At 71.0% G+C, this 24,590-nt stretch carries 16 protein-coding genes; 8 read left to right on the plus strand and 8 right to left on the minus strand.

The genetic code is table 11. The features are described 5' to 3' along the window. The first annotated feature begins 12 nt into the window (after positions 1–12). The 5 genes from ACWC2B_RS31025 to ACWC2B_RS31045 all read left to right on the plus strand — a co-directional run bounded on the left by ACWC2B_RS31025 (position 13) and on the right by ACWC2B_RS31045 (position 7,296). Entirely contained in the window at positions 13–801 is a 789-nt protein-coding gene (locus tag ACWC2B_RS31025; RefSeq protein ID WP_450722411.1) for an ATP-binding cassette domain-containing protein, read from the plus strand. Continuing rightward, a complete protein-coding gene (locus tag ACWC2B_RS31030) occupies positions 798–2,102 on the plus strand; it encodes a sugar ABC transporter permease (protein ID WP_450722413.1) in 1,305 nt (434 codons plus the stop codon). Before ACWC2B_RS31025 ends, ACWC2B_RS31030 begins: the two co-directional genes overlap by 4 nt. Positions 2,103–2,279: 177 nt before the next feature. Continuing rightward, a complete protein-coding gene (gene dxs / locus ACWC2B_RS31035; protein ID WP_450722415.1) occupies positions 2,280–4,205 on the plus strand; it encodes a 1-deoxy-D-xylulose-5-phosphate synthase in 1,926 nt (641 codons plus the stop codon). Positions 4,206–4,354: 149 nt separating this feature from the next. Then, positions 4,355–5,848 carry an amino acid permease gene (locus ACWC2B_RS31040; RefSeq protein ID WP_450722417.1) on the plus strand — a complete coding sequence of 498 codons (1,494 nt, stop codon included), beginning with the start codon at positions 4,355–4,357 and terminating at the stop codon, positions 5,846–5,848. A 296-nt stretch (positions 5,849–6,144) separates the two neighbouring features. Next, positions 6,145–7,296 carry a hypothetical protein gene (locus tag ACWC2B_RS31045; RefSeq protein WP_450722419.1) on the plus strand — a complete coding sequence of 384 codons (1,152 nt, stop codon included), beginning with the start codon at positions 6,145–6,147 and terminating at the stop codon, positions 7,294–7,296. A 157-nt stretch (positions 7,297–7,453) separates the two neighbouring features. Here ACWC2B_RS31045 and ACWC2B_RS31050 read toward each other — a convergent pair whose 3' ends face one another. The 6 genes from ACWC2B_RS31050 to ACWC2B_RS31075 all read right to left on the minus strand — a co-directional run bounded on the left by ACWC2B_RS31050 (position 7,454) and on the right by ACWC2B_RS31075 (position 17,959). Next, the gene (locus tag ACWC2B_RS31050; protein WP_450722421.1) at positions 7,454–9,586 is read right to left on the minus strand and encodes a 3-hydroxyacyl-CoA dehydrogenase NAD-binding domain-containing protein; all 2,133 of its coding nucleotides are present in this window, start codon (positions 9,584–9,586) and stop codon (positions 7,454–7,456) included. Continuing rightward, a complete protein-coding gene (locus ACWC2B_RS31055; protein ID WP_189965629.1) occupies positions 9,583–10,809 on the minus strand; it encodes a thiolase family protein in 1,227 nt (408 codons plus the stop codon). The genes ACWC2B_RS31050 and ACWC2B_RS31055 overlap by 4 nt, the downstream gene beginning before the upstream one ends. A 441-nt stretch (positions 10,810–11,250) precedes the next feature. After that, positions 11,251–14,862 carry a beta-galactosidase gene (locus ACWC2B_RS31060; RefSeq protein ID WP_450722424.1) on the minus strand — a complete coding sequence of 1,204 codons (3,612 nt, stop codon included), beginning with the start codon at positions 14,860–14,862 and terminating at the stop codon, positions 11,251–11,253. A 149-nt stretch (positions 14,863–15,011) separates the two neighbouring features. Further along, positions 15,012–16,295: an HRDC domain-containing protein gene (locus ACWC2B_RS31065; protein WP_450722426.1), complete on the minus strand. Its 1,284-nt coding sequence runs from the start codon at positions 16,293–16,295 to the stop codon at positions 15,012–15,014. A gap of 78 nt (positions 16,296–16,373) precedes the next feature. Then, positions 16,374–17,036: a helix-turn-helix transcriptional regulator gene (locus ACWC2B_RS31070; protein WP_053729434.1), complete on the minus strand. Its 663-nt coding sequence runs from the start codon at positions 17,034–17,036 to the stop codon at positions 16,374–16,376. A 269-nt stretch (positions 17,037–17,305) separates the two neighbouring features. Beyond that, the gene (locus tag ACWC2B_RS31075; RefSeq protein WP_450722428.1) at positions 17,306–17,959 is read right to left on the minus strand and encodes a DUF3000 domain-containing protein; all 654 of its coding nucleotides are present in this window, start codon (positions 17,957–17,959) and stop codon (positions 17,306–17,308) included. Between the two features lie 91 nt (positions 17,960–18,050). On the opposite strand from ACWC2B_RS31075, the gene hemE reads away from it, so the two are divergent. After that, complete coding sequence (gene hemE / locus ACWC2B_RS31080) at positions 18,051–19,118, plus strand: uroporphyrinogen decarboxylase (protein ID WP_450722430.1); 1,068 nt, start codon at positions 18,051–18,053, stop codon at positions 19,116–19,118. Between the two features lie 3 nt (positions 19,119–19,121). On the opposite strand, the gene ACWC2B_RS31085 is transcribed toward hemE, so the two are convergent. After that, entirely contained in the window at positions 19,122–20,498 is a 1,377-nt protein-coding gene (locus tag ACWC2B_RS31085) for an FAD-dependent oxidoreductase (protein WP_450722431.1), read from the minus strand. A gap of 206 nt (positions 20,499–20,704) precedes the next feature. On the opposite strand from ACWC2B_RS31085, the gene hemG reads away from it, so the two are divergent. Both hemG and hemQ read left to right on the plus strand, forming a co-directional pair. Next, entirely contained in the window at positions 20,705–22,135 is a 1,431-nt protein-coding gene (gene hemG, locus ACWC2B_RS31090; RefSeq protein WP_450722433.1) for a protoporphyrinogen oxidase, read from the plus strand. Between the two features lie 4 nt (positions 22,136–22,139). Further along, positions 22,140–22,856, plus strand: coding sequence for a hydrogen peroxide-dependent heme synthase (gene hemQ / locus ACWC2B_RS31095; RefSeq protein ID WP_399493710.1), 717 nt, complete (start codon positions 22,140–22,142; stop codon positions 22,854–22,856). A 64-nt stretch (positions 22,857–22,920) separates the two neighbouring features. Here the strand turns inward: hemQ and ACWC2B_RS31100 are convergent, their stop codons facing one another. Continuing rightward, complete coding sequence (locus tag ACWC2B_RS31100; protein ID WP_450722435.1) at positions 22,921–24,516, minus strand: alpha/beta hydrolase; 1,596 nt, start codon at positions 24,514–24,516, stop codon at positions 22,921–22,923. Positions 24,517–24,590: the final 74 nt, after the last annotated feature.

The following is a 24,590-nucleotide window of genomic DNA, read 5'->3' on the forward strand; positions in this document are numbered from 1 at the left end:
GCGGCGAAGGAGATGGTTCACGTGTCCGCTACGCCCGTGTTGGCGTTGCGCGGGGTCTCCAAGCGGTTCGGTGCCGTTCAGGCGCTCACCGACGTAGAGCTTGAGGTCCACGCCGGTGAAGTGGTCGCCCTGGTGGGCGACAACGGCGCCGGAAAGTCCACGCTGGTCAAGACGATCGCCGGCGTGCACCCCATCGATGACGGCGTCATCGAGTGGGAGGGCAAGGCCGTCCAGATCGGCAAGCCGCACGACGCCCAGAACCTCGGCATCGCGACCGTCTACCAGGACCTCGCGCTGTGCGACAACATCGACGTCGTCGGCAACCTCTACCTCGGGCGCGAGCTGAAGAAGCGCGGCGTCCTCGACGAGGTCGAGATGGAGCGCCGCTCGCGCGAGCTGCTCACCACGCTGTCGATCCGCATCCCGAGCGTGCGCATCCCGATCGCCTCGCTCTCCGGCGGCCAGCGCCAGACCGTGGCCATCGCCCGCTCGATGCTCGGCGACCCCAAGCTCGTCATCCTCGACGAGCCCACCGCGGCCCTCGGCGTCGAGCAGACCGCGCAGGTCCTCGACCTGGTCGAGCGGCTGCGCGAGCGCGGCCACGCGGTCGTCCTCATCAGCCACAACATGGCCGATGTGAAGGCCGTCGCCGACAAGGTCGCGGTGCTCCGGCTCGGCCGGAACAACGGTGTCTTCGACGTGAAGACCACCTCGCAGGAAGAGATCATCTCCGCCATCACCGGGGCCACGGACAACGCCGTGACCCGCCGTGCGGCGCGCAACGCGGAGGCTCAGAAGTGAACACCGACAAGACCTCCCCGACCGACCTCGGCAAGCCGCACGGGGCTCCCGTGGACGCACCGCCCGCGGCGGACGCCGCCGTCACCGCCGTCGACCCCCGCCTCCTCGTGCGCGAGCAGGGCTTCGGCGGCTACGTCGGCGAGCTGAAGCGCAAGGTGCGTGCCGGTGAGCTGGGCGCGCTGCCCGTCATCGTCGGTTTGATCATCATCTGCATCGTCTTCCAGAGCCTGAACTCGAACTTCCTCACCGCGGGCAACCTCTCGAACATCTCCGTCGCCATGGTCGGCACGGGCATGATCGCGGTGGGCATCGTCTTCGTGCTGCTGCTCGGCGAGATCGACCTGTCGGTCGGCTCGGTCAGCGGTGTGGCGGGCGCGTCCTTCGCGGTGCTCAGCATCCTGCACGGCACCCCCGAGTGGCTGGCGCTGGTCCTGGCCATCCTCACGGGTGCGGTCGCGGGCGCCATTCACGGCTTCATCTTCGCGAGGATCGGTGTCCCCGCCTTCGCCGTCACGCTGGCCGGTCTGCTGTTCTGGAACGGCTTCATGCTGAAGATCCTGGGCGAGAACGGCACGATCAACACCAAGGGTTCGGGCGTCTTCTACAACCTCTCGAACTACTTCTTCAGCGACATCGCGGTGGCCTACGGCGCCGCGGCGGTGGCCGTCGCCGTGTACTTCCTGTCGGCGTTCTTCGACAGCCGTCGGCGTGAGGCCGCGGGCGTCCCCTCGCGTCCGCTGAACGAGATCGTGCTGCGCACCGCGCTGCTGGCCGTGGTGTCCTTCGCGGCGGCCTACATGTTCAACCAGAACAAGGGCCTGCCGCTCGCCGTAGTGATCTTCCTGGCGGCGCTGATCCTCACCGACTTCGTGCTCCGCCGCACCTCGTACGGCCGCATGATCTTCGCGCTCGGCGGCAGCGTCGAGGCCTCGCGCCGGGCCGGCATCAACATCGTGCTGGTCCGCACCTCGGTCTACGCGATCTCGGGCACCTTCGCGGCCGTCGGCGGTCTGTTCATCGCGTCCAAGATCAGCGCGGCCAACCAGAGCGCCGGCAGCGGCGACCTCCTGATGAACGCCATCGCCGCGGCCGTCATCGGCGGCACCAGCCTCTTCGGCGGCCGCGGCCGCACCTGGAACGCGCTCCTCGGTGTGCTGGTCATCACCTCGATCCAGTACGGCCTCGCCCTCGAAGGCGTCGCCGCCGCGATTCAGCAGATGATCACCGGTGGCGTGCTGTTGATCACCGTGATCATCGACGCCGTCACCCGCAAGACCCAGAAGTCCGCGGGCCGCGCCTGACCTGCCCGCTTACCGACGTGCCCGGTGCCTGAGAGGCGCCGGGCACGTCCATGTGCGGCAGGGCCTGTCAGCCACACGGGTGACGCGGAACGCACCGCCCCGCGACCGCGGCCGCGGTCGGAACATTAGACTCAACGGATCGGCATGCTCGACCAGCACGGATGCAAGGAGGCACGGGTGCCGCTGCTTACCCGTATCAGGGGACCGCGCGATCTTGACCGGCTCAGCCCGGAGCAGCTCGACCAGCTGGCGGCAGAGATCCGGACCTTCCTGGTGGACGCGGTCTCCAAGACCGGCGGACACCTCGGTCCGAACCTCGGTGTGGTGGAACTGACCATCGCACTGCACCGCGTTTTCGAATCCCCCAAGGACAAGGTCCTCTGGGACACCGGACACCAGAGTTACGTCCACAAGCTGCTCACGGGGCGGCAGGACTTCTCCAAGCTGAAGATGAAGGGCGGCCTGTCCGGCTACCCGGCGCGCGCCGAGTCGGAGCACGACTTCATCGAGAACAGCCACGCCTCCACGGTCCTCGGCTGGGCCGACGGCCTCGCCAAGGCGAACGAGGTGCTCAAGAAGGACGACCACGTGGTGGCCGTCATCGGCGACGGCGCCCTCACCGGCGGCATGGCCTGGGAGGCGCTGAACAACATCGCCGCCGCCAAGGACCGTCCCCTGGTGATCGTGGTGAACGACAACGAGCGCTCGTACGCGCCGACCATCGGCGGCCTCGCCAACCACCTGGCCACCCTGCGCACCACCGACGGCTACGAGCGGTTCCTGGCCAAGGGCAAGGACCTCCTGGAGCGCACCCCGGTCGTCGGCAAGCCGCTGTACGAGACCCTGCACGGCGCCAAGAAGGGCCTCAAGGACTTCATCGCCCCGCAGGGCATGTTCGAGGACCTGGGCCTGAAGTACGTCGGCCCCATCGACGGGCACGACATCGACGCCCTGGAGTCGGCCCTGCAGCGCGCCAAGCGCTTCGGCGGCCCGGTCATCGTGCACTGCCTCACCGAGAAGGGCCGCGGCTACCAGCCGGCGCTCGCCGACGAGGCCGACCGCTTCCACGCCGTCGGCAAGATCCACCCGGACACCGGCCTTCCCGTGTCGACCTCCGGCCTCGACTGGACCTCCGTGTTCGGCGAGGAGATGGTCAAGCTCGGCAAGGAGCGCGAGGACATCGTCGCGATCACCGCGGCCATGCTCCAGCCGGTCGGCCTCGACAAGTTCGCCAAGGCCTTCCCGGAGCGCGTCTACGACGTCGGCATCGCCGAGCAGCACGCCGCGGTCTCCGCCGCGGGCCTGGCCACCGGCGGTGTGCACCCCGTCTTCGCGGTGTACGCCACGTTCCTCAACCGCGCCTTCGACCAGGTCCTCATGGACGTCGCCCTGCACAAGTGCGGTGTGACCTTCGTGCTCGACCGGGCCGGTGTCACCGGCACCGACGGCGCCTCGCACAACGGCATGTGGGACATGTCGATCCTCCAGGTCGTGCCCGGCCTCCAGATCGCGGCCCCGCGCGACGCCGACCAGGTACGGGCCCAGCTGCGCGAGGCCGTCGAGGTCGAGGACGCCCCGACCGTGGTGCGCTTCTCCAAGGGCGCGGTCGGCCCCGCCGTCAAGGCCGTCGGCCGCATCGGCGGCATGGACGTGCTGCGCCGGCCCACCTCGGACACGGTCCGCCCGGACGTGCTCCTGGTCTCCGTCGGCGCGCTCGCGCCGATGTGCCTGGAGATCGCCGACCTGCTCGACGCCCAGGGCATCTCGACGACCGTGGTCGACCCGCGCTGGGTCAAGCCGGTCGACGAGGCCATGGCGCCGCTCGCCGAGCAGCACCGCGTCGTCGTCACCGTCGAGGACAACAGCCGCGTGGGCGGCGTCGGTTCGGCCATCAGCCAGGCCCTGCGCGACGCGGGCGTGGACGTCCCGCTGCGCGACTTCGGCATCCCGCCGCGCTTCCTCGACCACGCCTCGCGCGGCGAGGTCATGGCGGAGATCGGCCTGACCGCGCCGGACATCGCACGTCAGGTCACCGGGCTCGTCTCGAAGCTGGACGGCCGGTTCGAGGAGAGCCGGGCCGCCGTGGAGCCCGCCCGCGACTGATCATGTGACCGCCGGTCAACGGGCCGGGCCGATCTCCCTGTACGGGTGATCGGTCCGGCCCGTTCGCGTGAATAAAGGGCTCAGCCCGGTACCCGTACCGCCACTCCTCCCGATCATGGCGAGGACGTTGAGCTAGCGGAGGTGCACGGGTGGCCAGTACCGGTCTGTTCCGGACCAAAACGATCGAGCAGTCAATCCAGGACACAGAGGAGCCAGAACACGCACTCAAGAAGTCCCTGTCCGCTCTCGACCTCACCGTATTCGGGGTCGGAGTCATCATCGGCACCGGCATCTTCGTCCTCACGGGCAAGGTCGCCAAGGAGAACGCCGGGCCCGCGGTGTCCCTCGCGTTCGTCGTCGCGGGCATCGTCTGCGCCCTCGCCGCCCTGTGCTACGCCGAGTTCGCCTCGACGGTGCCGGTGGCCGGATCCGCGTACACCTTCTCCTACGCCTCGCTCGGCGAGCTGCCCGCGTGGACCATCGGCTGGGACCTGGTGCTCGAATTCGCCCTCGGGACGGCGGTGGTGGCGGTCGGCTGGTCCGGCTACGTCCGCTCCCTGCTCGACAACGCGGGCTGGCACCTGCCCGAGGCGCTCAGCGGCCGCGACGGCGCCCACGGGTTCGGCTTCGACATCCTGGCGGCCGCCCTCGTCCTGGTCCTGACCGGCATCCTCGTGCTCGGCATGAAACTCTCGGCCCGGGTCACCTCGGTCGTCGTCGCCATCAAGGTGACCGTCGTCCTCATCGTGATCATCGCGGGCGCGTTCTTCATCAAGTCCGCCAACTACTCGCCGTTCATCCCCAAGGCGCAGCCGCAGACCGCCGGCGGCAACCTCAAGGCCCCGCTCATCGAGCTGATGACCGGCTACGCCCCCACCAACTTCGGCGTGATGGGCATCTTCACCGCCGCCTCGGTCGTCTTCTTCGCCTTCATCGGCTTCGACGTCGTGGCGACCGCCGCCGAGGAGACCAGGAACCCGCAGCGGGACATGCCACGCGGCATCCTCGGCTCCCTCCTCATCTGCACGATCCTCTACGTGGCCGTCTCCATCGTCGTCACCGGCATGCAGCACTACACCGACCTCTCGGTGGACGCGCCGCTCGCCGACGCCTTCAAGGCCACCGGCCACCCCTGGTTCGCCGGTGTCATCAGCTTCGGCGCCGCCGTGGGTCTGACCACGGTGTGCATGATCCTGCTGCTCGGCCAGACCCGGGTGTTCTTCGCGATGAGCCGGGACGGGCTGCTGCCCCGGTTCTTCTCGCACGTCCACCCGCGCTTCCGCACCCCGCACCGGCCGACCATCCTGCTCGGCGTGATCATCGCGATCGTCGCGGGCTTCACCAGCCTCAGCGAGCTGGCCGAACTGGTCAACATCGGCACCCTGTTCGCCTTCGTCGTCGTCGCGATCGGCGTCGTCATCCTGCGCCACACCCGCCCCGACCTGCCCCGCTCCTTCCGCACCCCGCTGGTGCCCTGGGTGCCCGCGGCCGCGGTGGCCGCCTCGCTGTGGCTGATGCTCAACCTGCCCGCCGAGACCTGGATCCGGTTCGGCGTCTGGATGGCGATCGGCGTCGTCATCTACTTCGGCTACGGCCGCAGGCACAGCCGGATCGTGCCCCGCGTCGGACACAACTCCCCGTAACCGGAGCCCGATTCCGGCGGCCCCGTACGCCCCGCCCGATCGGGGCGTACGGGGCCCTCTTCTCCGTATGCGCCGACCGAGCCGTACGCGCCGACCGAATTTCACCCGACCGGGTGTACGGCGATGAGCGGAACCCCGCCCGCCACCTTTGCGACGGGTGACGAAAAGCCGCACGTCGGGGCGGAAATCCCGGGGGAAACAGGGGCCCTTACCAGTGTTATGGTCGGCAGAAAGTCGCTTGTTTGCTGGACCCGGACGCGTCGCGCGGATCCGGTGGGGAAAGGTGGTCGTGGACCATGGCACTGAGGTCTCGACAGACAGCGGGCGGGGAGCCCGCCAAGTCCGGCGGCATCGTCACCGCACCGACCCGCGCCACCCCGGTCGTGGCGACCGAGGACGGCCGCCCCACCGTCACCGGCTGGCTCCGGCTCGGCAAGGACGGCAGGCTCTCCGCGTACGCGCCCGCCACCGGCGGCGTGGCCCGCTGGACCGAGTCGCGGCCGGGCGGCGCCTGGAGCGGCCCCGAGCTGGTCGCCCCCGGCAAGGGGCTCCAGTCGCACCTCTCGATCGCACAGGGCCCCGACGGCTATGTGCACATGACGGCGCTGCGGCACACCCCCATGGAGGACGGCGGCACCTGGACCGAACTCGTCCACGCCATCCAGTACCAGACGGGCCGCCCCGTCAAGAACTGGGCCGTGGTCGGCTCCCCCTACCCGCGCCACGACTGGGAGAAGGGCCTGAAGATGGGTCACCCCTCGGTGGGCGTGGACTCGGCGGGCAACGCCCAGATCGTGGTGCGCAACGCCTTCGGCGGGGTCTCCGCGCGCGGCCAGCAGCCGTCCGGCAAGTGGGCCGGCTGGGCCGACCTCAACGGCAACGGCGCCGACCGCTCGATATCGGTCGTGGCGGGCGAGGCCGGCCGGATGGTCATCCACGCCCCGTCCAACACCGGCATCATGCGCTTCGAACGGGCCGCCGCGGACGCCCCCTTCAAGGAGATCGACAAACTGGCCGACGACCCGGAGACCGGCACCATCACCGGCCTGGTCACCGGTGAGGGCGGCCGGATCACCTTCTTCCTGCGCGACGCCAAGTCCGGCGAGCTGCACGCCTGGCGCGGCGACGGCCCCACCGAGTCGCTCGGCGGCCGCGGTTCGGGCCCGGTCGCGCTGCTGCGCAAGGAGATCGACGGCGTCGACTGCACGGTGCTCGCCCAGCGCGACCGCGACGGCCGCCCCGCGATAGCCGCCTACCCCACCGAGCAGGAGGACGCCGGGGTCACCTGGACGCCGACCGGCGAAGTCTGCGCGGGCGCCCCGGCGTTGGCGCTGGACGCCGATGGCAGGATCGTCCTCGGCGTGTTCACCCCCGAGGGCGCCCTGCGCATCACCCGCCAGCGCACGGACGAGCCGGGCCTGGCCCTGGAGGCCTGGCAGCAGGTCTGAAGCGCACCGCGCCGCACAAGGAGGCCCGGGGCCGGATCATCGGTCCCGGGCCTCTCACGTATGGGTGACATACCGTCAACAGTCTTGTCCAGGGCGGGACTTGGGCACGACAGAGGCCCCGCACCGAAGTGCGGGGCCTCTGTTCTTCGGGGCCGTGCTACGCGGGGACGCTCGCGACGCCCGGCGCCAGGAACTTCTTTCCGTTCACGCGCTCCGAGACGCCTTCGCGGTCCAGGTACGGCGTGATGCCGCCCAGGTGGAAGGGCCAGCCGGCACCGGTGATCAGGCAGAGGTCGATGTCCTGCGCCTCGGCGACGACACCCTCCTCCAGCATGAGCCCGATCTCCTGCGCCACCGCGTCCAGGACGCGGTCCCGGGTCTGCTCCTCGGTCAGGACGACGTCGCCCTGCTTGAGGAGAGCGGCGACCTCGGGGTCCAGCTCCGGCTTCCCGGAGTCGTACACGTAGAAGCCGCGCTTGCCGGCCTTCACGACCGCGGCCAGGTTCTCCGAGACCGTGAAGCGGTCCGGGAAGGCGCGGTTGAGGGTCTCGGACACGTGCAGGCCGATGGCCGGGCCGACCAGCTCCAGGAGGACCAGCGGCGACATCGGCAGACCGAGCGGCTCGACGGCCTTCTCGGCGACGGCGACCGGGGTGCCCTCGTCGATGACGTTCTGGATCTCGCCCATGAAGCGGGTCAGGATGCGGTTCACGACGAACGCCGGGGCGTCCTTGACCAGGACCGCGGTCTTCTTCAGCTTGCGCGCGACGCCGAAGGCCGTGGCCAGCGAGACGTCGTCGGTCCGCTCGCCGCGGACGATCTCCAGGAGCGGCAGGATCGCGACCGGGTTGAAGAAGTGGAAGCCGACGACCCGCTCGGGGTGCTTCAGCTTCGACGCCATCTCGGTGACCGACAGCGAGGAGGTGTTGGTGGCGAGGATCGCGTGCGCCGGGGCGACCGCCTCGACCTCCGCGAACACCTGCTGCTTGACGCCGATCTCCTCGAAGACGGCCTCGATGATGAAGTCGGCGTCCGAGAAGCCCTCGGCCTTGTCGAGGACACCGGAGACCAGGCCCTTAAGACGGTTGGCCTTGTCCTGGTTGATCCGGGACTTCGAGAGCAGCTTGTCGATCTCGGCGTGGACGTAGCCCACACCCTTGTCGACGCGCTCCTGGTCGATGTCGGTCAGGACGACCGGCACTTCGAGGCGACGGAGGAAGAGGAGCGCCAGCTGCGAGGCCATGAGACCGGCGCCGACGACACCCACCTTCGTCACCGGGCGCGCCAGGTTCTTGTCCGGGGCGCCGGCCGGGCGCTTGGCGCGCTTCTGGACCAGGTTGAACGCGTAGATGCCGGACCGCAGTTCGCCACCCATGATCAGGTCGGCGAGCGCGGTGTCCTCGGCGTCGAAGCCGGCCTGGAGGTCGCCGTCCTTGGACGCCGCGATGATGTCGAGGGCGCGGTAGGCGGCCGGGGCGGCGCCGTGCACCTTCGAGTCGGCGATGAAGCGGCCCTTGGCGACGGCCTGGTCCCAGGCCTCGCCGCGGTCGACCTCGGGGCGCTCGACGGTGACGTCGCCCTTGAGGACGTTCGCGGTCCAGATGAGGGACTGCTCCAGGAAGTCGGCACCCTCGAAGATCGCGTCGGCGATGCCGAGTTCGAAGACCTGCTTGCCCTTGAGCTGGCGGTTCTGGTTCAGCGAGTTCTCGATGATGACCGAGACGGCCTTGTCGGCGCCGATCAGGTTGGGGAGCAGCGTGCAGCCGCCCCAGCCCGGGACGAGGCCGAGGAAGACCTCGGGCAGCGAGAACGCGGGCAGCGCCTTGGAGACGGTGCGGTAGGTGCAGTGCAGACCGACCTCGACACCGCCGCCCATCGCGGCACCGTTGTAGTACGCGAAGGTCGGCACGGCCAGCGCGGAGAGGCGCTTGAAGACCTCGTGGCCGCTCTTGCCGATGGCGAGCGCGTCCTCGTGGCGCTTCAGGATCTCGACGCCCTTGAGGTCGGCGCCGACCGCGAAGATGAACGGCTTGCCGGTGACACCGGCGCCGACGATGGTGCCCTCGGCTGCCTCCTTCTCGACCTGGTCGATCGCGGCGTTGAGGTTCGCCAGCGAGCCCGGTCCGAAGGTGGTCGGCTTGGTGTGGTCGAAGCCGTTGTCGAGCGTGATGAGCGCGAAGCGCCCGGCGCCATAAGGCAGTTCGAGGTGGCGTACGTGCGCGGACGTCACGACCTCGTCCGGGAACAGCTCGGCCGCGCCCTTGAGAAGCTCAGCGGTGGTGGTGCTCACTTGCTGCCTCCGGCGTCCTTGTGGTGCGGGTTCTCCCAGATGACCGTGGCGCCCATGCCGAAGCCGACGCACATGGTGGTGAGGCCGTAGCGGACCTCCGGCTGCTCCTCGAACTGCCGGGCCAGCTGCGTCATCAGGCGTACGCCGGAGGAGGCGAGCGGGTGACCGTAGGCGATGGCGCCGCCGTACTGGTTGACGCGCGCGTCGTCGTCGGCGATGCCGTAGTGGTCCAGGAACGCGAGGACCTGGACGGCGAACGCCTCGTTGATCTCGAAGAGGTTGATGTCCTCGATGGAGAGGCCCGCCTTGGCGAGCGCCTTCTCGGTGGCCGGGATCGGGCCGTAGCCCATGACCTCGGGCTCGACGCCGGCGAAGGCGTAGGAGACGAGGCGCATCTTCACGGGGAGGTTGTTCTCCCGCGCGAACTCCTCGGACGCGATGATCGACGCGGTGGCGCCGTCGTTGAGGCCGGCCGCGTTGCCCGCGGTGACGTTGCCGTGCACACGGAACGGCGTCTTGAGGCCCGCGAGGCTCTCCAGGGTGGTGCCCGGACGCATCGGCTCGTCGGCGGTGACGAGACCCCAACCGGTCTCACCGACCTCGGCGTTGGTGTTGCGCACGGAGATCGGCACGAGATCCTGCTGGATCTTGCCGTCGGCGTACGCCTTGGCGGCCTTCTCCTGCGAGCGCACCGCGTACTCGTCGGCGCGCAGCTTGGTGATCTGGGGGTAGCGGTCGTGCAGGTTCTCGGCGGTCATGCCCATGAAGAGGGCGGACTCGTCGACCAGCTTCTCGCTGACGAACCGCGGGTTCGGGTCGACGCCCTCACCCATGGGGTGGCGGCCCATGTGCTCGACGCCACCGGCGATCACGGCGTCGTACGCGCCGAACGCGATCGAGCCGGCGACCGAGGTCACGGCGGTCAGGGCGCCCGCGCACATGCGGTCGATGGAGTAGCCGGGCACGGACTGCGGGAGGCCCGCGAGGATGCCGGCGGTACGGCCCAGGGTCAGACCCTGGTCACCGATCTGCGTGGTGGCCGCGATGGCGACCTCGTCGATCTTCGCGGGGTCGAGGGCCGGGTTGCGGCGCAGCAGCTCCCGGATCGCCTTGACGACCAGATCGTCGGCCCGGGTCTCGTGGTAGATGCCCTTCGGGCCCGCCTTGCCGAACGGGGTGCGGACGCCGTCGACGAAGACGACGTCCCTGACGGTACGAGGCACGATGGCTCTCCTCCAGGGTGCGGGGTGGCACTGCACTGCTGCGCACGCGACTGAGCGCGCGCTCACCCCGCCCATGCTACTTACGAGTAACCCGACTGCCCAGTCCCGGGGGCGGGAGCGGCGAACGTCACACCCCGGATTGGTCCCCACCCCGCCCCTCCCCTAGACCCTCCGGGGGTGGGATGCATCTGCCGACCGCCCCCGGGGGCGCTGCCCCCGGACCCCCGTTCGCGCCTGAAGGGCGCTCGTCCTCAATCGCCGGACGGGCCGGGTATGCCTGTACCCGGTGCTGTGAGGGGCGCGGGGAACTGCGCGCCCGGCCACGCATGATCCGCACCCGACCCACCACCCCTCGGTGCCAGCCGCCGAAGGGTTCAGGGGAGGGGCGGGGTGGGGGCCCTAACGGGGTCTGGGGCGGAGCCCCAGGGCGTGGCGGCCGGGCTAGCCGCAGGTCAGCATGGGGGTCGCCCAGTCCCCATGGTCCAGCCCGTTCCCGTCACCCCCGTCGGTCACGACGAGGTCGACCACCTGCGCCCCGGACACATCCGCAGCCAGCGGCATCGCCGCCTGCCGCCCCCGCAGCACCGGAGTCGTAGCCACGGGACGCCCGTCCGCCAGGACGGAGAAGGTGACCGACCCGGCGTCACCCGTCTCGTCGTCCACCCCCACCGACGCGGTGAACCGCGAGCACGCCCCGCCGAGGAAGACCGTCACGTCGCCATCGGCATGCACCCCGAGGCCCTTCGCGTACGGCACGCCCGCGATGGACATCGCATGTCCGTCACCGGCCGCGTCCTCGCCGTTGGAGGTGTTGCGCTCCACCGGACCCCACCCGTTCGTCGCGGTGAAGTCGAGGTCGGAGACGGCGTGCGCCCCGGCCCCGGGCACCGGGGGAGGGGAAGCCACGCCCACGGCGGCGGACGCCGTGCCGCCCCGGTAGCGGGCCGCCGCCGAGAGCACCGACGACCAGGGCCCGGAACCGTTCGCCGCCGTCACCTTCCAGGTGTGCGTCACCGTGCGCCCGGCGGGTACGTCCCCCAGCTGCTGGGTGAGCGGCGTGGAGGCCGTCCACCCGTCCGGAAGCCGCACCGACAGGGAGGCATCCCGCGCCGCCGTCCGGCGCGGCGCGAAGGACGCCGTCAGCTCGCCCGCCGCGCCCCGCGCGATCGCGTCCGGCGCCGCGATCCGTACATCCGCGCTCGCCTGAGGATCGCGATTGGTCGTCGCCGACCAGCCAGGCGAGGCGATGTCGCCGTACCGCAGCGGCGTCGTGTGGTTCCCGTACGCGTCCAGGGTCACCTTCCCGAGCCCGTCCCCGGCCGCGTCCTCGCCGATGACCGCGATGGCGACCGTGTTGTGGCCGTGGGTGCGCAGCATGCCGGGCTGCACCGGGAACGACTTCTGCGGCCCGAGGTTGTTCACGTACAGGCCGGCCATCCAGCCGTTCACGTACACGAGCGCCCGGTAGTGCTTCGCCTTGTCGTCCGAGATCGTCAGGCCGATCGGTACGTCCTGGCCCTGCGGCAGGTCGAGGTCGAAGCCGGTGCGGTACCAGGAGACCCCGGCAGCGCCCGCCCGGGTGTCGGGCAGAGAGGCGGAAGGCCAGCCGCCGTCCGGGTAGCCGGGCAGGTGCATGCCGTGGCGTTCGCCATACAGGCCACCGGTGTTGAGCGGCCCGCGCACCGGGTCGACGAGGTTCTCCCCGCCGAGCGCGCCCTGCAGCCGCCATCCGATCTGCTTCGCCGAGCCCACGAGCCGTACCGAGGTCAGGCCGCGCGGCTGTTTGTGGCTGTCGTCGGCCGACCAGTCCTGCTCGTGCGCCATGTCGGCGGCGAGCACCGCGAGGACGTTGTCCTTGCCCGCCTTCAGGACCCCGCCCGGCACCGCGAACCGATGGGCCCCGTCGGCGGAGCTGCCCAGATAGGTGCCGTTCAGCCACACCAAGTACGAACCGCCCTTGCCGGTGCTGGCGTTGACCTGGATCGCCGACTCCGACCCGGCGGCCGTGAAGTGGCCCCGGTACCAGATGGACCCTGCGTGGAAGCCGTAGTCGTCCGCCGAGAGCGCCGGCTGGTCGGCGGCCCGCCATGCCGCGTCGTCGAACCCGGGCGCGGCCTCAGGAGTCTCGCGCTGGAACTTCCAACTCCCCAGCGTGGGAAGGGAGACGGGCTTCGGGCCGTCCAGTGCGCTCCCCGTCGTGTCGAGCGCGCCCGGCGCGGGCCGCCCGTTCCACGTGACCGACGTCGCGGGCGTGCCGGTCAGCACGTGCAGCGAGGCCGCCTTGTCGGTGTCCCCGGTGAGCTTCAGTACGCCCTTGTCGTACGAGGCGGTCCTCAGCAGCTCCGGACCGCTCGCCAGGACCGGCCCCTGCGGGGTGTCGAGCCGCCAGTACGTATCAGCTGTCGCATCGTCAGCAAGCAGGAGAAGCAGGGGAGTTGAGCCGTCGGGCGGAGTGATGAGGACCTGCGTGAGGCCGTCGTGCGTGTAGTTCAGGCGCAGGTCGCCGCTCGCCGCGTCCCACGTCTGCTTCACCTGCCCGCTGAGCACCTTCACGCCGGGCCGCGCGGCGTACCGCAGCACGCTCTCGCCGTCCTGCCCGTGCCGCCCGTAGAGCAGCGCCACGTCCCGCGCGCCGAACGTCCCGTGCGTCATGAGCTCGGACGTCGAGTACCTCAACTTCTGGTGGTCCATCGCATAGCCGGACACCAGCAGCTTCGAGTCGCGGCCCTCGACCGTCAGCGCCGTGCCGGGCTCCTGCGGCACCGACGCGAACCCGCCGAGCGCGAGGTGCGTGGTGTCCTTCGCCTTGTTGTTGACGTCCTTGTGCCGTACGACGGTGATCGTGGTGCCGTCGTCGGGGTTGCGCCGGTCGCGGCGCAGCACGGCGGCGTTGTCGGGCGCGCCCGCCGTCGCGCTCTCCGTCCTCGTCAGCGGCGCCACGGACTGCACCAGGTATCCGAGCCGCTTGTCGACCAGGTACTTCTCGCTGAGCTGGCGGTCCTCGCGGATCGGCGCGCCGTAGTCGTAGGAGCTGTAGACCGCGCCGGGCGAGGGCAGCCAGCCCCAGGAGGTGCCGCCGTAGGCCATGTAGAAGTTCTGCATCGTGGCGCCCGAGGCGATGTTGTTCTCGTACGCGGCCTTCTCGAAGTCGCCGCCCGTGAGCTGTCGGCACTTGTCGAAGCCGGGGCCGCCCCACGGGTCGAAGGAGCCGCCCTGGAATTCGGCCAGAAACAGTGGTTCGTCACTCTTCTTCGCACCGGACAGATCGGGCAGGGAGCGCCAGGTGTCGGGGCTTGAGCAGTTGAAGCCCTGCGGGTAGGAGTCGTGCCCGTCGATGTCGAGTTCCTTGGCGAACACGCCGTTGTGGTTGCCCGTCAGCGGCACCGTGATGCCGTCCGCGTGCGCCTTGTCGACGAGGTGCTTGATGTAGGCGTGGCCGTCGGTGGTGTCCTTGTAGTACTCGTTCTCGACCTGGTAGGCGATCACCGTGCCGGTGCCGTTGGTCAGCTGGTGGCGGGCCAGGATCGGGTCGATCCTGGAGAGCCATTCGTCGGCGGCCGCCAGATAGTCGGGCGCCGTGGTGCGGGCCTTGCCCTTCTGGGTGACGAGCCAGCCGGGGAAGCCGCCGCCGTCGGTCTCGGCGTTGATGTACGGGCCGGGGCGGGCGATGACGTAGATCCCCACCTCCCGCGCGATGTCGAGCAGCTTGTCGACGTCCCGGACGCCCGTGAAGTCGTACACGCCGGGCTTTGGGGAGTGGAAGTCCCAGTCGAAGTAGATGGAGGCGGCGTTGAAGCCGCCCGCCTTCATCTTCTGCAGGACGTCGCGCCACGCGTCGGGGCTGGGCAGCCGCCAGTAGTGGAACTCGCCGGACCAGATGGAGAGCGGCTTGCCGTCGATGGTGAAGGCGTGGTCGTCGTGGCCGACGGTGTGGGCGGCGGTCGGCGCCTTGGGGCGGGCCTGTGCGGCGGGCGCGGTGGCGGTGAGGCCGGCGGCGCCCAGGGCGAGCACGGTGGTGACCGCGAGAGCCGCCGCACGTAATGGCGTGCGCATGTCATTCCTTCCCGTGGTGCGGTGCACTGAAAGAATCTGATGCGGCGCACAGCCTAAAGCTGTTCGAGCCTGTTGGATACGGTCCGGTCTTGGGGAATTTTGGGCCCGCGGTGGCATGGAGGTGCCGCGGGCCCGACTCGCTCAGTGGGTCAGGACTTGGCCGGGGTGTCCGTGAGCGCCGCCGAGAGCAGCGGCGTGACCTGCTCGATCTGCCAGCGCCTGGCACCGTAGGACGCGAGCGCCTCGGCGACGGCGGCCTCGGAGCGGTCGCCCGGCGGCTCCCAGCAGACCCGGCGCACGGTGTCCGGGGTGATCAGGTTCTCCTGCGGCATGTTCAGCCGCTCGGCGAGCTCCGAGACGGCCGCGCGGGCCGCCGAGAGCCGGGCGGCCGCGGCCGGGTCCTTGTCCGCCCAGGAACGCGGCGGCGGCGGACCCTGCAACGGCTGGCCGGGCTGCGGCAGTTCCGCCTCCGCCAAAGCCTTCGCCCGGTCGACGGCGGCCTGCCACTGCTCCAGCTGACGCCGGCCCATCCGGTGCCCGAAGCCGGGCAGCGCGGTCAGCGCGTTCACGTGCGCGGGCAGCGCGAGCGAGGCCTCGATGATCGCGGAGTCGCTCAGCACCTTGCCCGGCGAGACGTCACGGCGCTGAGCCACCTTGTCCCGGGCGGTCCACAGCTCGCGTACGGCGGCCATCTGCCGGCGCCTGCGCACCTTGTGCATGCCGGAGGTGCGGCGCCAGGGGTCCTTGCGGGGCGGCGCGGGCGGCGCGGAGGCGATCGCGTCGAACTCCTCGCGGGCCCACTCCAGCTTGCCCTGCCGGTCGAGCTCCTTCTCCAACGCGTCGCGCAGATCCACCAGGAGCTCCACGTCGAGGGCGGCGTAGCGCAGCCAGGGCTCGGGGAGCGGCCGGGTCGACCAGTCGACCGCCGAGTGGCCCTTCTCCAGGGCGTACCCGAGCACGCTCTCGACCATCGCGCCGAGCCCCACGCGCGGGAAGCCCGCGAGCCGCCCGGCGAGCTCGGTGTCGAAGATCCGGGAGGGAATCATGCCTATTTCGCGCAGGCACGGCAGATCCTGGGTGGCGGCGTGCAGGATCCACTCGGTGTCCGAAAGCACCTCCCCGAGGGCGGAGAGATCCGGACAGCCGACGGGGTCGATGAGCGCGCTGCCCGCGCCCTCCCGGCGGAGCTGCACGAGGTAGGCGCGCTGCCCGTAGCGGTAGCCGGACGCGCGCTCGGCGTCCACGGCCACGGGGCCGGTGCCGGCCGCGAACGCGGCGACCACTTCGGCCAGTGCTTCATCGGTGGCAACGACAGGCGGAATGCCCTCTCGGGGCTCCAGCAAGGGAATCGGCGCCTTGTCGACGTCGTCCGGGGGAGCGCCCCCGGTGGTTCGCAGTGCTGTCTCTGCTGCGGTCTTATGGGCGTCGGTCACCTGTCAAGGGTATCTGTGTATGCACGTCGCCCGTCGACGGAACGTTCCGTCGACGGGCGAGCGAGGGTCGTAAACCAGTCAGTGGATGATTCCGGTACGCAGCGCGACGGCCACCATGCCGGCGCGGTCACCCGTGCCGAGCTTGCGTGCGATCCGGGCGAGGTGGGACTTGACGGTCAGAGCGGACAGGCCCATGGAGACGCCGATCGCCTTGTTCGACTGGCCCTCCGCAACCAGCCGGAGCACCTCGACCTCGCGGCCGGAGAGCTCGCGGTAGCCGCCCGGGTGGCTCGGGGCACCCGGGGGGCGGCGGTGCATCCGGGCGGCCGCGGCGCCGATGGGGGCGGCGCCGGGGCGGCCGGGGTGCCCGACGTTGGTACGGGTACCGGTGACGACGTAGCCCTTCACACCGCCCGCGAGGGCGTTGCGCACGGCGCCGATGTCGTCCGCCGCGGACAGGGCCAGGCCGTTGGGCCAGCCGGCGGCTCGGGTCTCGGACAGCAGGGTCAGCCCGGAACCGTCGGGCAGGTGGACGTCGGCAACGCAGATGTCGCGCGGGTTGCCGACGCGGGGACGGGCCTCCGCGATGGACGACGCCTCGATGACGTCACGTACTCCGAGCGCCCACAGGTGCCGGGTGACGGTGGAGCGGACTCGGGGGTCGGCAACGACGACCATGGCCGTCGGCTTGTTCGGGCGGTAGGCGACCAGGCTTGCGGGCTGCTCAAGAAGAACGGACACCAGGCCTCCTGGAAAGGTGCGGGACGAAGCCGGCTCGGGGATGAAGCCGGGGCGAACCGTGCAGTTAGGGTCACAAACCTCTTCGGCACCAAACCCTTCGGCCTTTAGAGAATGATCACGATTTGGTGAGAAACATTTAGGGCAATTCGGACGGATGCTCGATCGTCGAGTGGTCGGCGGGGCGCGCGGACCCGAGCGGGGGCCCGCGGAAACGGCCTGCGCCCCACCGGAGGGCGGGGCGCAGGCCGTCAGGAACGAGAAGGGGTACGTCAGCGGGGGTCGCGGCGCTGCGGCAGGGTGACGACCCCGCTGCCCGCCTCGGTCGGACCCGACGCCGGCGGCAGGCCCGCGACCTGGCACAGCAGATCGCACCAGGCCGCGAGGTGGCCCGCCGTGTCCGGCACCCCGCCCAGGCCCTCGCGCGGCGTCCAGGACGCCCGGATCTCGATCTGTGTCGCCGGAAGCCGCTCCGCGAGCCCGCCGAAGTAGTGTGAGCCGGCCCGTGTGACCGTGCCGCTCGCCTCTCCGTAGGAGAGGCCGCGCGCGTCCAGCGCGCCGGTCAGCCACGACCAGCAGACCTCGGGCAGCAGCGGGTCGGCCGCCATCTCCGGCTCCAGTTCGGCCCGTACGAGCGTGACCAGGCGGAAGGTGCCCTGCCAGGCGTCGTGCCCGGCGGGGTCGTGCAGCAGGACGAGCCGGCCGTCGGCCAGGTCGTCCTCGCCCTCGACGACCGCCGCTTCCACGGCGTAGGCGTGCGGCGCGAGACGCTGCGGCGGACGGGTCTCGTCCACCTCGATCTCGGGGCGCAGTCGCGCCGTCCGCAGTGCGTCGACGGCCTGACGGAAGGAGATCGGAACGGTGGACCCGTCCGCGGCTTCCCTGCCGTCAGCGCCATCCGAAGTTCGTCCCTGAGCGGCAGCCATGCGGGGAAGACTAGGCGGAACGAGCGCCCGGCGCCGGTAGGGACACCCGGCCCGGGGCAGCCGCTTGCGGCCACATGCGAAGATTCTGGGCGTGAGCGCCAACGACCGCCCTGTGGGCCAGCCGAACAGCAAGACGCACGATTCCGCGTTCCTCAAGGCGTGCAGGCGGGAAGCCGTCCCGCACACGCCGGTCTGGTTCATGCGCCAGGCGGGGCGGTCGCTGCCGGAGTACCTGAAGGTGCGCGAGGGCATCCCCATGCTGGAGTCGTGCATGCGGCCCGAACTGGTCACCGAGATCACGCTCCAGCCGGTGCGCCGTCACAAGGTCGACGCGGCCATCTACTTCAGCGACATCGTGGTCCCGCTCAAGGCCATCGGCATCGACCTGGACATCAAGCCGGGCGTCGGCCCCGTCGTCGCCGAGCCGATCCGGACCCGGGCCGACCTCGCGCGGCTGCGCGACCTGACGCCCGAGGACGTCCACTACGTCACCGAGGCGATCGGCATGCTGACCGGCGAGCTCGGCGCCACGCCGCTGATCGGCTTTGCGGGCGCCCCGTTCACGCTGGCCAGCTACCTCGTGGAGGGCGGCCCCTCCCGCAACCACGAGAACACCAAGGCCATGATGTACGGCGACCCGGAGCTGTGGGCCGACCTGCTCGACCGCCTCGCCGAGATCACCGCCGCCTTCCTCAAGGTGCAGATCGAGGCGGGCGCCTCCGCGGTCCAGCTCTTCGACTCCTGGGTGGGCGCGCTCGCCCCCGCCGACTACCGGCGCTCGGTCCTGCCGGCCTCGGCGAAGGTCTTCGACGCGGTCGCCTCCTACGACGTGCCCCGCATCCACTTCGGCGTCGGCACGGGCGAACTGCTCGGCCTCATGGGCGAGGCCGGCGCGGACGTCGTCGGCGTCGACTGGCGCGTCCCGCTCGACGAGGCGGCCCGCCGCGTCGGCCCCGGCAAGGCGCTCCAGGGCAACCTCGACCCGGCCGTCCTGTTCGCCCCGACCGCCGCCGTCGAGGCGAAGACCCGCGAGGTCCTGGACGCGGCCGCGGGCCTGGAGGGCCACGTCTTCAACCTCGGCCACGGCGTGCTCCCGTCGATGGACCCGGACGCGCTGACCCGCCTGGTCGCGTACGTCCACGAGCAGACGGCGCGCTAGTCCCTATCCGGCGGCGCGCAGGGCCGACACCGCCTTGCGTGCCGCCACCAGGACCGGGTCCCACACCGACGAGAACGGCGGTGCGTACCCGAGGTCCAGGGCCGTCATCTGATCCACCGTCATACGGGCGGTCAGGGCGACCGCCGCGATGTCGATCCGCTTGGCCGCGCCCGCGCCGCCCACGATCTGGGCGCCGAGCAGCCGCCCCGTACGCCGCTCGGCCAGTATCTTCACCGTCATCGGGGCCGCGCCCGGGTAGTACCCCGCGGTGTTGGTCGACTCGATGGTGGCCGTGACGTACTGGAGGCCCTCCTCGCGGGCCTCCCTCTCCAGAAGCCCGGTGCGGGCGATCTCCGTCTCGCACACCTTGGTGACGGCCGTGCCCACGACACCCGGGAACGTGCCGTACCCGCCGCCCACGTTGGAGCCGATGACCTGGCCCTGCTTGTTGGCGTGCGTGCCGAGCGCGATGTGGCGGTGCCGGCCCGACACCAGGTCGAGCACCTCGACGCAGTCGCCGCCCGCCCAGATGTCCTCGTGCCCGCGCACCCGCATCGACGTGTCCGTGCGCAGCGCGCCGGCGACGCCGAGCGGCAGACCGGCCGCGCGGGCCAGTTCGGTACGCGGCGTGACGCCCAGGCCGAGCACCACCACGTCCGCCGGGTACTCGGCGGAGTCCGTCGCCACCGCGCGCACCCGCCCCGACTCCGCCGTCAGCACCTTCGTGACCTCGGCGCCCGTGACCACCCGGATCCCGGAGCGCTCCATCGCCTCGGTGACCCGCCGGCCCATGTCCGGGTCGAGCGAGTGCATGGGCTCGGGGCCGCGGGTCAGCAGCGACACCTCGAAGCCGCGGGCGAGCATCGCCTCCGCCATCTCGATGCCGATGTAGCCGCCGCCCACCACCACCGCGCGCCGCTCCCCGGCCGCCTCCAGGCTTTCGAGCAGGGCCCGGCCGTCGTCGATGGTGTGCACGCCGTGCACCCCCGGGGCATCGATCCCCGGCAGCGCGGGCCGCACCGGACGCGCCCCCGTCGCGATGACGAGCTTGTCGTACGAGGTCCACTCCTCGGCCCCGGACGCCAGGTCGCGGGCCCGGACCCGGCGGCCCACGACATCGAGCTCCGTCACCTCCGTACGCATCCGCAGATCGATCCCGCGGGCCCGGTGCTCCTCGGGCGTACGGGCGATCAGGTCGTCGTGGCCCGGCACGTCGCCGCCCACCCAGTACGGGATGCCGCACGCGGAGTACGAGGTGAAGCCGGAGCGCTCGAAAGCGACGATCTCCAGCTCCTCGGGGCCCTTCAGCCTGCGGGCCTGCGAGGCGGCGGACATGCCCGCCGCGTCACCGCCGATGACCACCAGTCGCTCCGCCGCCATGGGGGTTGCCTCCGATCGTGAGCCGCTCCGGATCCGCCTTCTCCTGGTGAAGATACGTACCGGGGGAGCGCGGAATTCCCAGCCCGGCCGGTGGCCTCTCGGGTGTTGGCCCCACGGTCCGGTCAACTCGCCTGCGCCGAAAGGGAGTTGATCAAGGATCTGGGACTCGTTTCAGGTCGTCCGTCGAGGTCTGAGACAGTGGGTGCATGGACAACGCCGTCACCCGCGCCCCGCACATCGTCGTCGTCGGAGGCGGAATCTCCGGACTCGCCGCCGCCCACCGGCTGCTCGGGGCCGGTGCCCGGGTGACCCTGCTCGAAGGCAGCGCGGTGCTCGGCGGCAAGCTGCTCGCCGGGGAGATCGCGGGCGCGCCCGTCGACCTCGGCGCCGAGTCGATGCTGGCCCGCCGCCCCGAAGGCGTCGACCTCGCCCGCGCGGTGGGCCTCGGCGACCGGCTCCAGCCGCCCGCCACCGCGGCCGCCTCCATCTGGACCCGGGGCGCCCTGCGGCCGATGCCCAAGGGCCATGTGATGGGCGTCCCCGCGCGGCCCGACACCCTCCACGACATCCTCTCCGCCGAGGGCCTGGCCCGCGTCGCACAGGACCACGAGCTCGCCCCGACCGAGGTCGGCGAGGACATCGGCGTCGGCGAGTTCGTCGCCAAGCGGGTCGGCCGCGAGGTCGTCGACCGCCTGGTGGAGCCGCTGCTCGGCGGCGTGTACGCGGGCGACGCCTACAAGATCTCCATGCGGGCCGCCGTGCCCCAGCTCTTCGAGGCGGCCCGCACCCACGCCTCGCTGCTCGACGGCGTCCGGGACATCCAGGCGAAGGCCGCGGCCAAGCAGCAGACCGGGCCGGTCTTCGCGGGCCTCGACGGCGGCCTCGGCACCCTGCCCGGCGCGGTCGCCGACGCGGTGCGCGCCCAGGGCGGCGAGATCCGCACCGAGACCCCGGTCCTCGACCTCACCAGGACCGCCACCGGCTGGCAGATCCGTACCGACTCGGAACTCATCGAGGCCGACGGCGTGATCCTTTCCACGCCCGCCTGGTCCGCCTCCGCGCTGCTCGCCGCCGAGTCGCCGGTCGCGGCGGCCGAGCTGGCCGACGTCGAGTACGCCTCGATGGTCCTGGTCACGCTCGCCTTCCGGCGCGCGGACCTGGCCGGGCTTGAGGAGCGGTCAGGGTTCCTGGTGCCGCCGGTGGACGGCCGCACCATCAAGGCCTCCACCTTCTCCTCGCACAAGTGGCGGTGGGTCAAGGAGCGCGGCTCGGACCTGTTCGTGCTGCGTACCTCGATCGGCCGCTACGGCGAGGAACAGCATCTGGACTGGGACGACCCCGATCTCGTGGACGTCTCGCTCGGCGACCTCGGCGAGGCCGTCGGCCTGTCCGCCCGGCCCGTCGCGACCGAGGTCACTCGCTGGATCGGCGGGCTTCCGCAGTACCCGGTGGGCCATCTCGCCAAGGTCGCCCGCATCCGCGCGGAGGTCGCCAAGCTGCCCGGACTGCGGGTCTGCGGCGCCGCGTACGACGGCGTCGGCATCCCCGCGTGCGTCGCGAGCGCCCAGCGGGCCGCGGACGAGATCATCGCCACGTCGACCCTGGCGCAGAACACCCAGAGTGACGCGGGACAATAGCCACATGAGTGCTGCTCCGGAAAAGATTCCCAACGCGGGGAAGAAGGCGAAGGACCTCAACGAGGTCATCCGCTACACCCTGTGGTCTGTCTTCAAGCTGCGCGACGTACTTCCTGAGGACCGCGCCGGTTACGCCGACGAGGTCCAGGAGCTGTTCGACCAGCTCGCCGCCAAGGACATCACCGTCCGCGGCACCTACGACCTGTCGGGTCTGCGCGCGGACGCCGACATCATGATCTGGTGGCACGCGGAGACCTCCGACGAGCTCCAGAGCGCCTACAACCTGTTCCGCCGCACCAAGCTGGGCCGCGCCCTGGAACCGGTGTGGTCGAACATGGCGCTGCACCGGCCCGCCGAGTTCAACAAGGCGCACATCCCGGCGTTCCTCGCCGACGAGCACGCCCGCGACTACGTGTCGGTGTACCCGTTCGTGCGCAGCTACGACTGGTACCTGCTGCCCGACGAGGACCGCCGTCGCATGCTCGCCGACCACGGCAAGATGGCCCGCGGCTTCCCCGACGTGCGGGCCAACACGGTCGCCTCGTTCTCGCTCGGCGACTACGAGTGGCTGCTGGCCTTCGAGGCCGACGAACTGCACCGCATCGTCGACCTGATGCGCCATCTGCGCGCCTCCGAGGCCCGTATGCACGTCCGTGAAGAGGTGCCCTTCTACACCGGGCGCCGCAAGAGCGTGGCCGACCTCGTGGCCGGGCTGGCCTAGCGAAGACCAGGTGACCAGGGCCCGCGCCACGCGAGCGGGCCCCGGTCGCCCCTGACCCGGAAGATCAGAGAGCGGGCATCACATGCCCCGGCCTGCCGGCTGTCCGCTCGTCCAGCGACACCGGGTTCGGCTCCTGGTGCGGCGCGCACTCCGCGCGCCGCACCGGCGTCCGACCGTTGACCAGGTAGTCCTCCAGATAGCCGTTCACGCACGCGTTGGCGCCGCCCGCGATGCCGTGCGTACCGGCGCCCTTCTCCGTGACGAGTACGGAGCCCGGCAGCCGCCGCTGGAGTTCCAGCGCCCCGTTGTACGGCGTCGCCGCGTCCCGCTCGGCAGCCAGGATCAGCGTCGGCGGCAGCGTCCCTTCCTCGGCCCGCACGTCCACCGGCTTCTGCTGCGGGGCCGGCCAGTAGGCGCACGGCAGGTTCATCCACGCGTTGTCCCACGTCTCGAACGGCGCGACCGCCGCGAGCTTGCTGTTGTCGCGGTCCCACGTCCCGAAGTCCGTCGGCCACGCTGCGTCGTTGCACAGGACGGCCGTGTAGACGGCGTTGCCGTTCTCGTCGCCGCGCGCCGACTCCGGCTTGGGCGCGGCCTGTTCGATCAGGGGCTTGGTATTGCCCTTGAGGTACTCCGACAGGGCGGTGGCCCGGCTCGACCAGTAGTCGTCGTAGTACCCGGCCTTGAGAATCGCGGCCTGCAACTGCGCGGGTCCGACCGTGCCGGCCGGCTGGCGGGTCAGCCCGGCCCGCACCTTCTCGTAGCTCTCCAGCACTTCCTCGGCCGTGCTGCCCAGGTGGTAGACCGCGTCGTGCTTGGCGACCCAGGTGCGGAAGTCCTGCCAGCGGCTCTCGAAGGCCAGCGACTGGTCGAGGTTGTTGCGGTACCAGATCTGCTGGGGATCCGGGTTGACCACCGAGTCGAAGACCATCCGGCGGATGTGCGTGGGGAACAGCGTCGCGTACACCGCCCCGAAGTAGGTGCCGTACGAGGAGCCCAGGAAGGTCAGCTTCTTCTCGCCCAGCGCGGCCCGCAGCACGTCCAGGTCACGCGCGTTGTTGATGCTGTTGTAGAAGGGCAGCGCGTCCCCGGCGTTGCGCGCACAGCCCTGGGCGTACGCCTGGGCCTGCGCGATCCGCTCCTTCTTGTACGAATCCGAGGGGTTCGAGGGGGACTCGGTCGGGGCCTTGGCGAAGTCGGCCGGGTCCTGGCAGGACAGCGGAGCCGAGCGGGCCACCCCGCGCGGGGCGTAGCCGACGAGGTCGTACGCCGCGGCGATCCGCTTCCAGCCGGGGAGTGCGGAGACCATCGGGAAGTACATGCTGGACGCGCCGGGCCCGCCCGGGTTGAACACCAGGGCGCCCTGCCGATCGGCGCGCCTGGCCCTGGCCTTGACCCGGCTGACGGTGAGGGCGATCTGACGGCCCGTCGGGTTGGCGTAGTCGAGCGGGACCTTGACGGTGCCGCACTGGACCGAGGCGGGCAGCGACTCCGACGCCGGGCAGCGGCCGAAGGTGATTGGGGTCTCGGCCGCGCGCCGGGCGACGGCCGCCACGCCCCGGGCCTCGGCATCCAGCGGTTCGGCGCTGCCGGCGGGGGCGGCGACGAGGGCGGAAAGGACGAGGGAACCCAGGGTTCCGTACAGCGCTACAGCTCTCATCGACGGTGCATCCCTTTCATGCCGCGGTACTACAGAAGTACATACAGATCGAAAGGGGATACTTCGCACGGGGT

It is taken from the genome of Streptomyces sp. NPDC001415 (genome assembly GCF_053597395.1).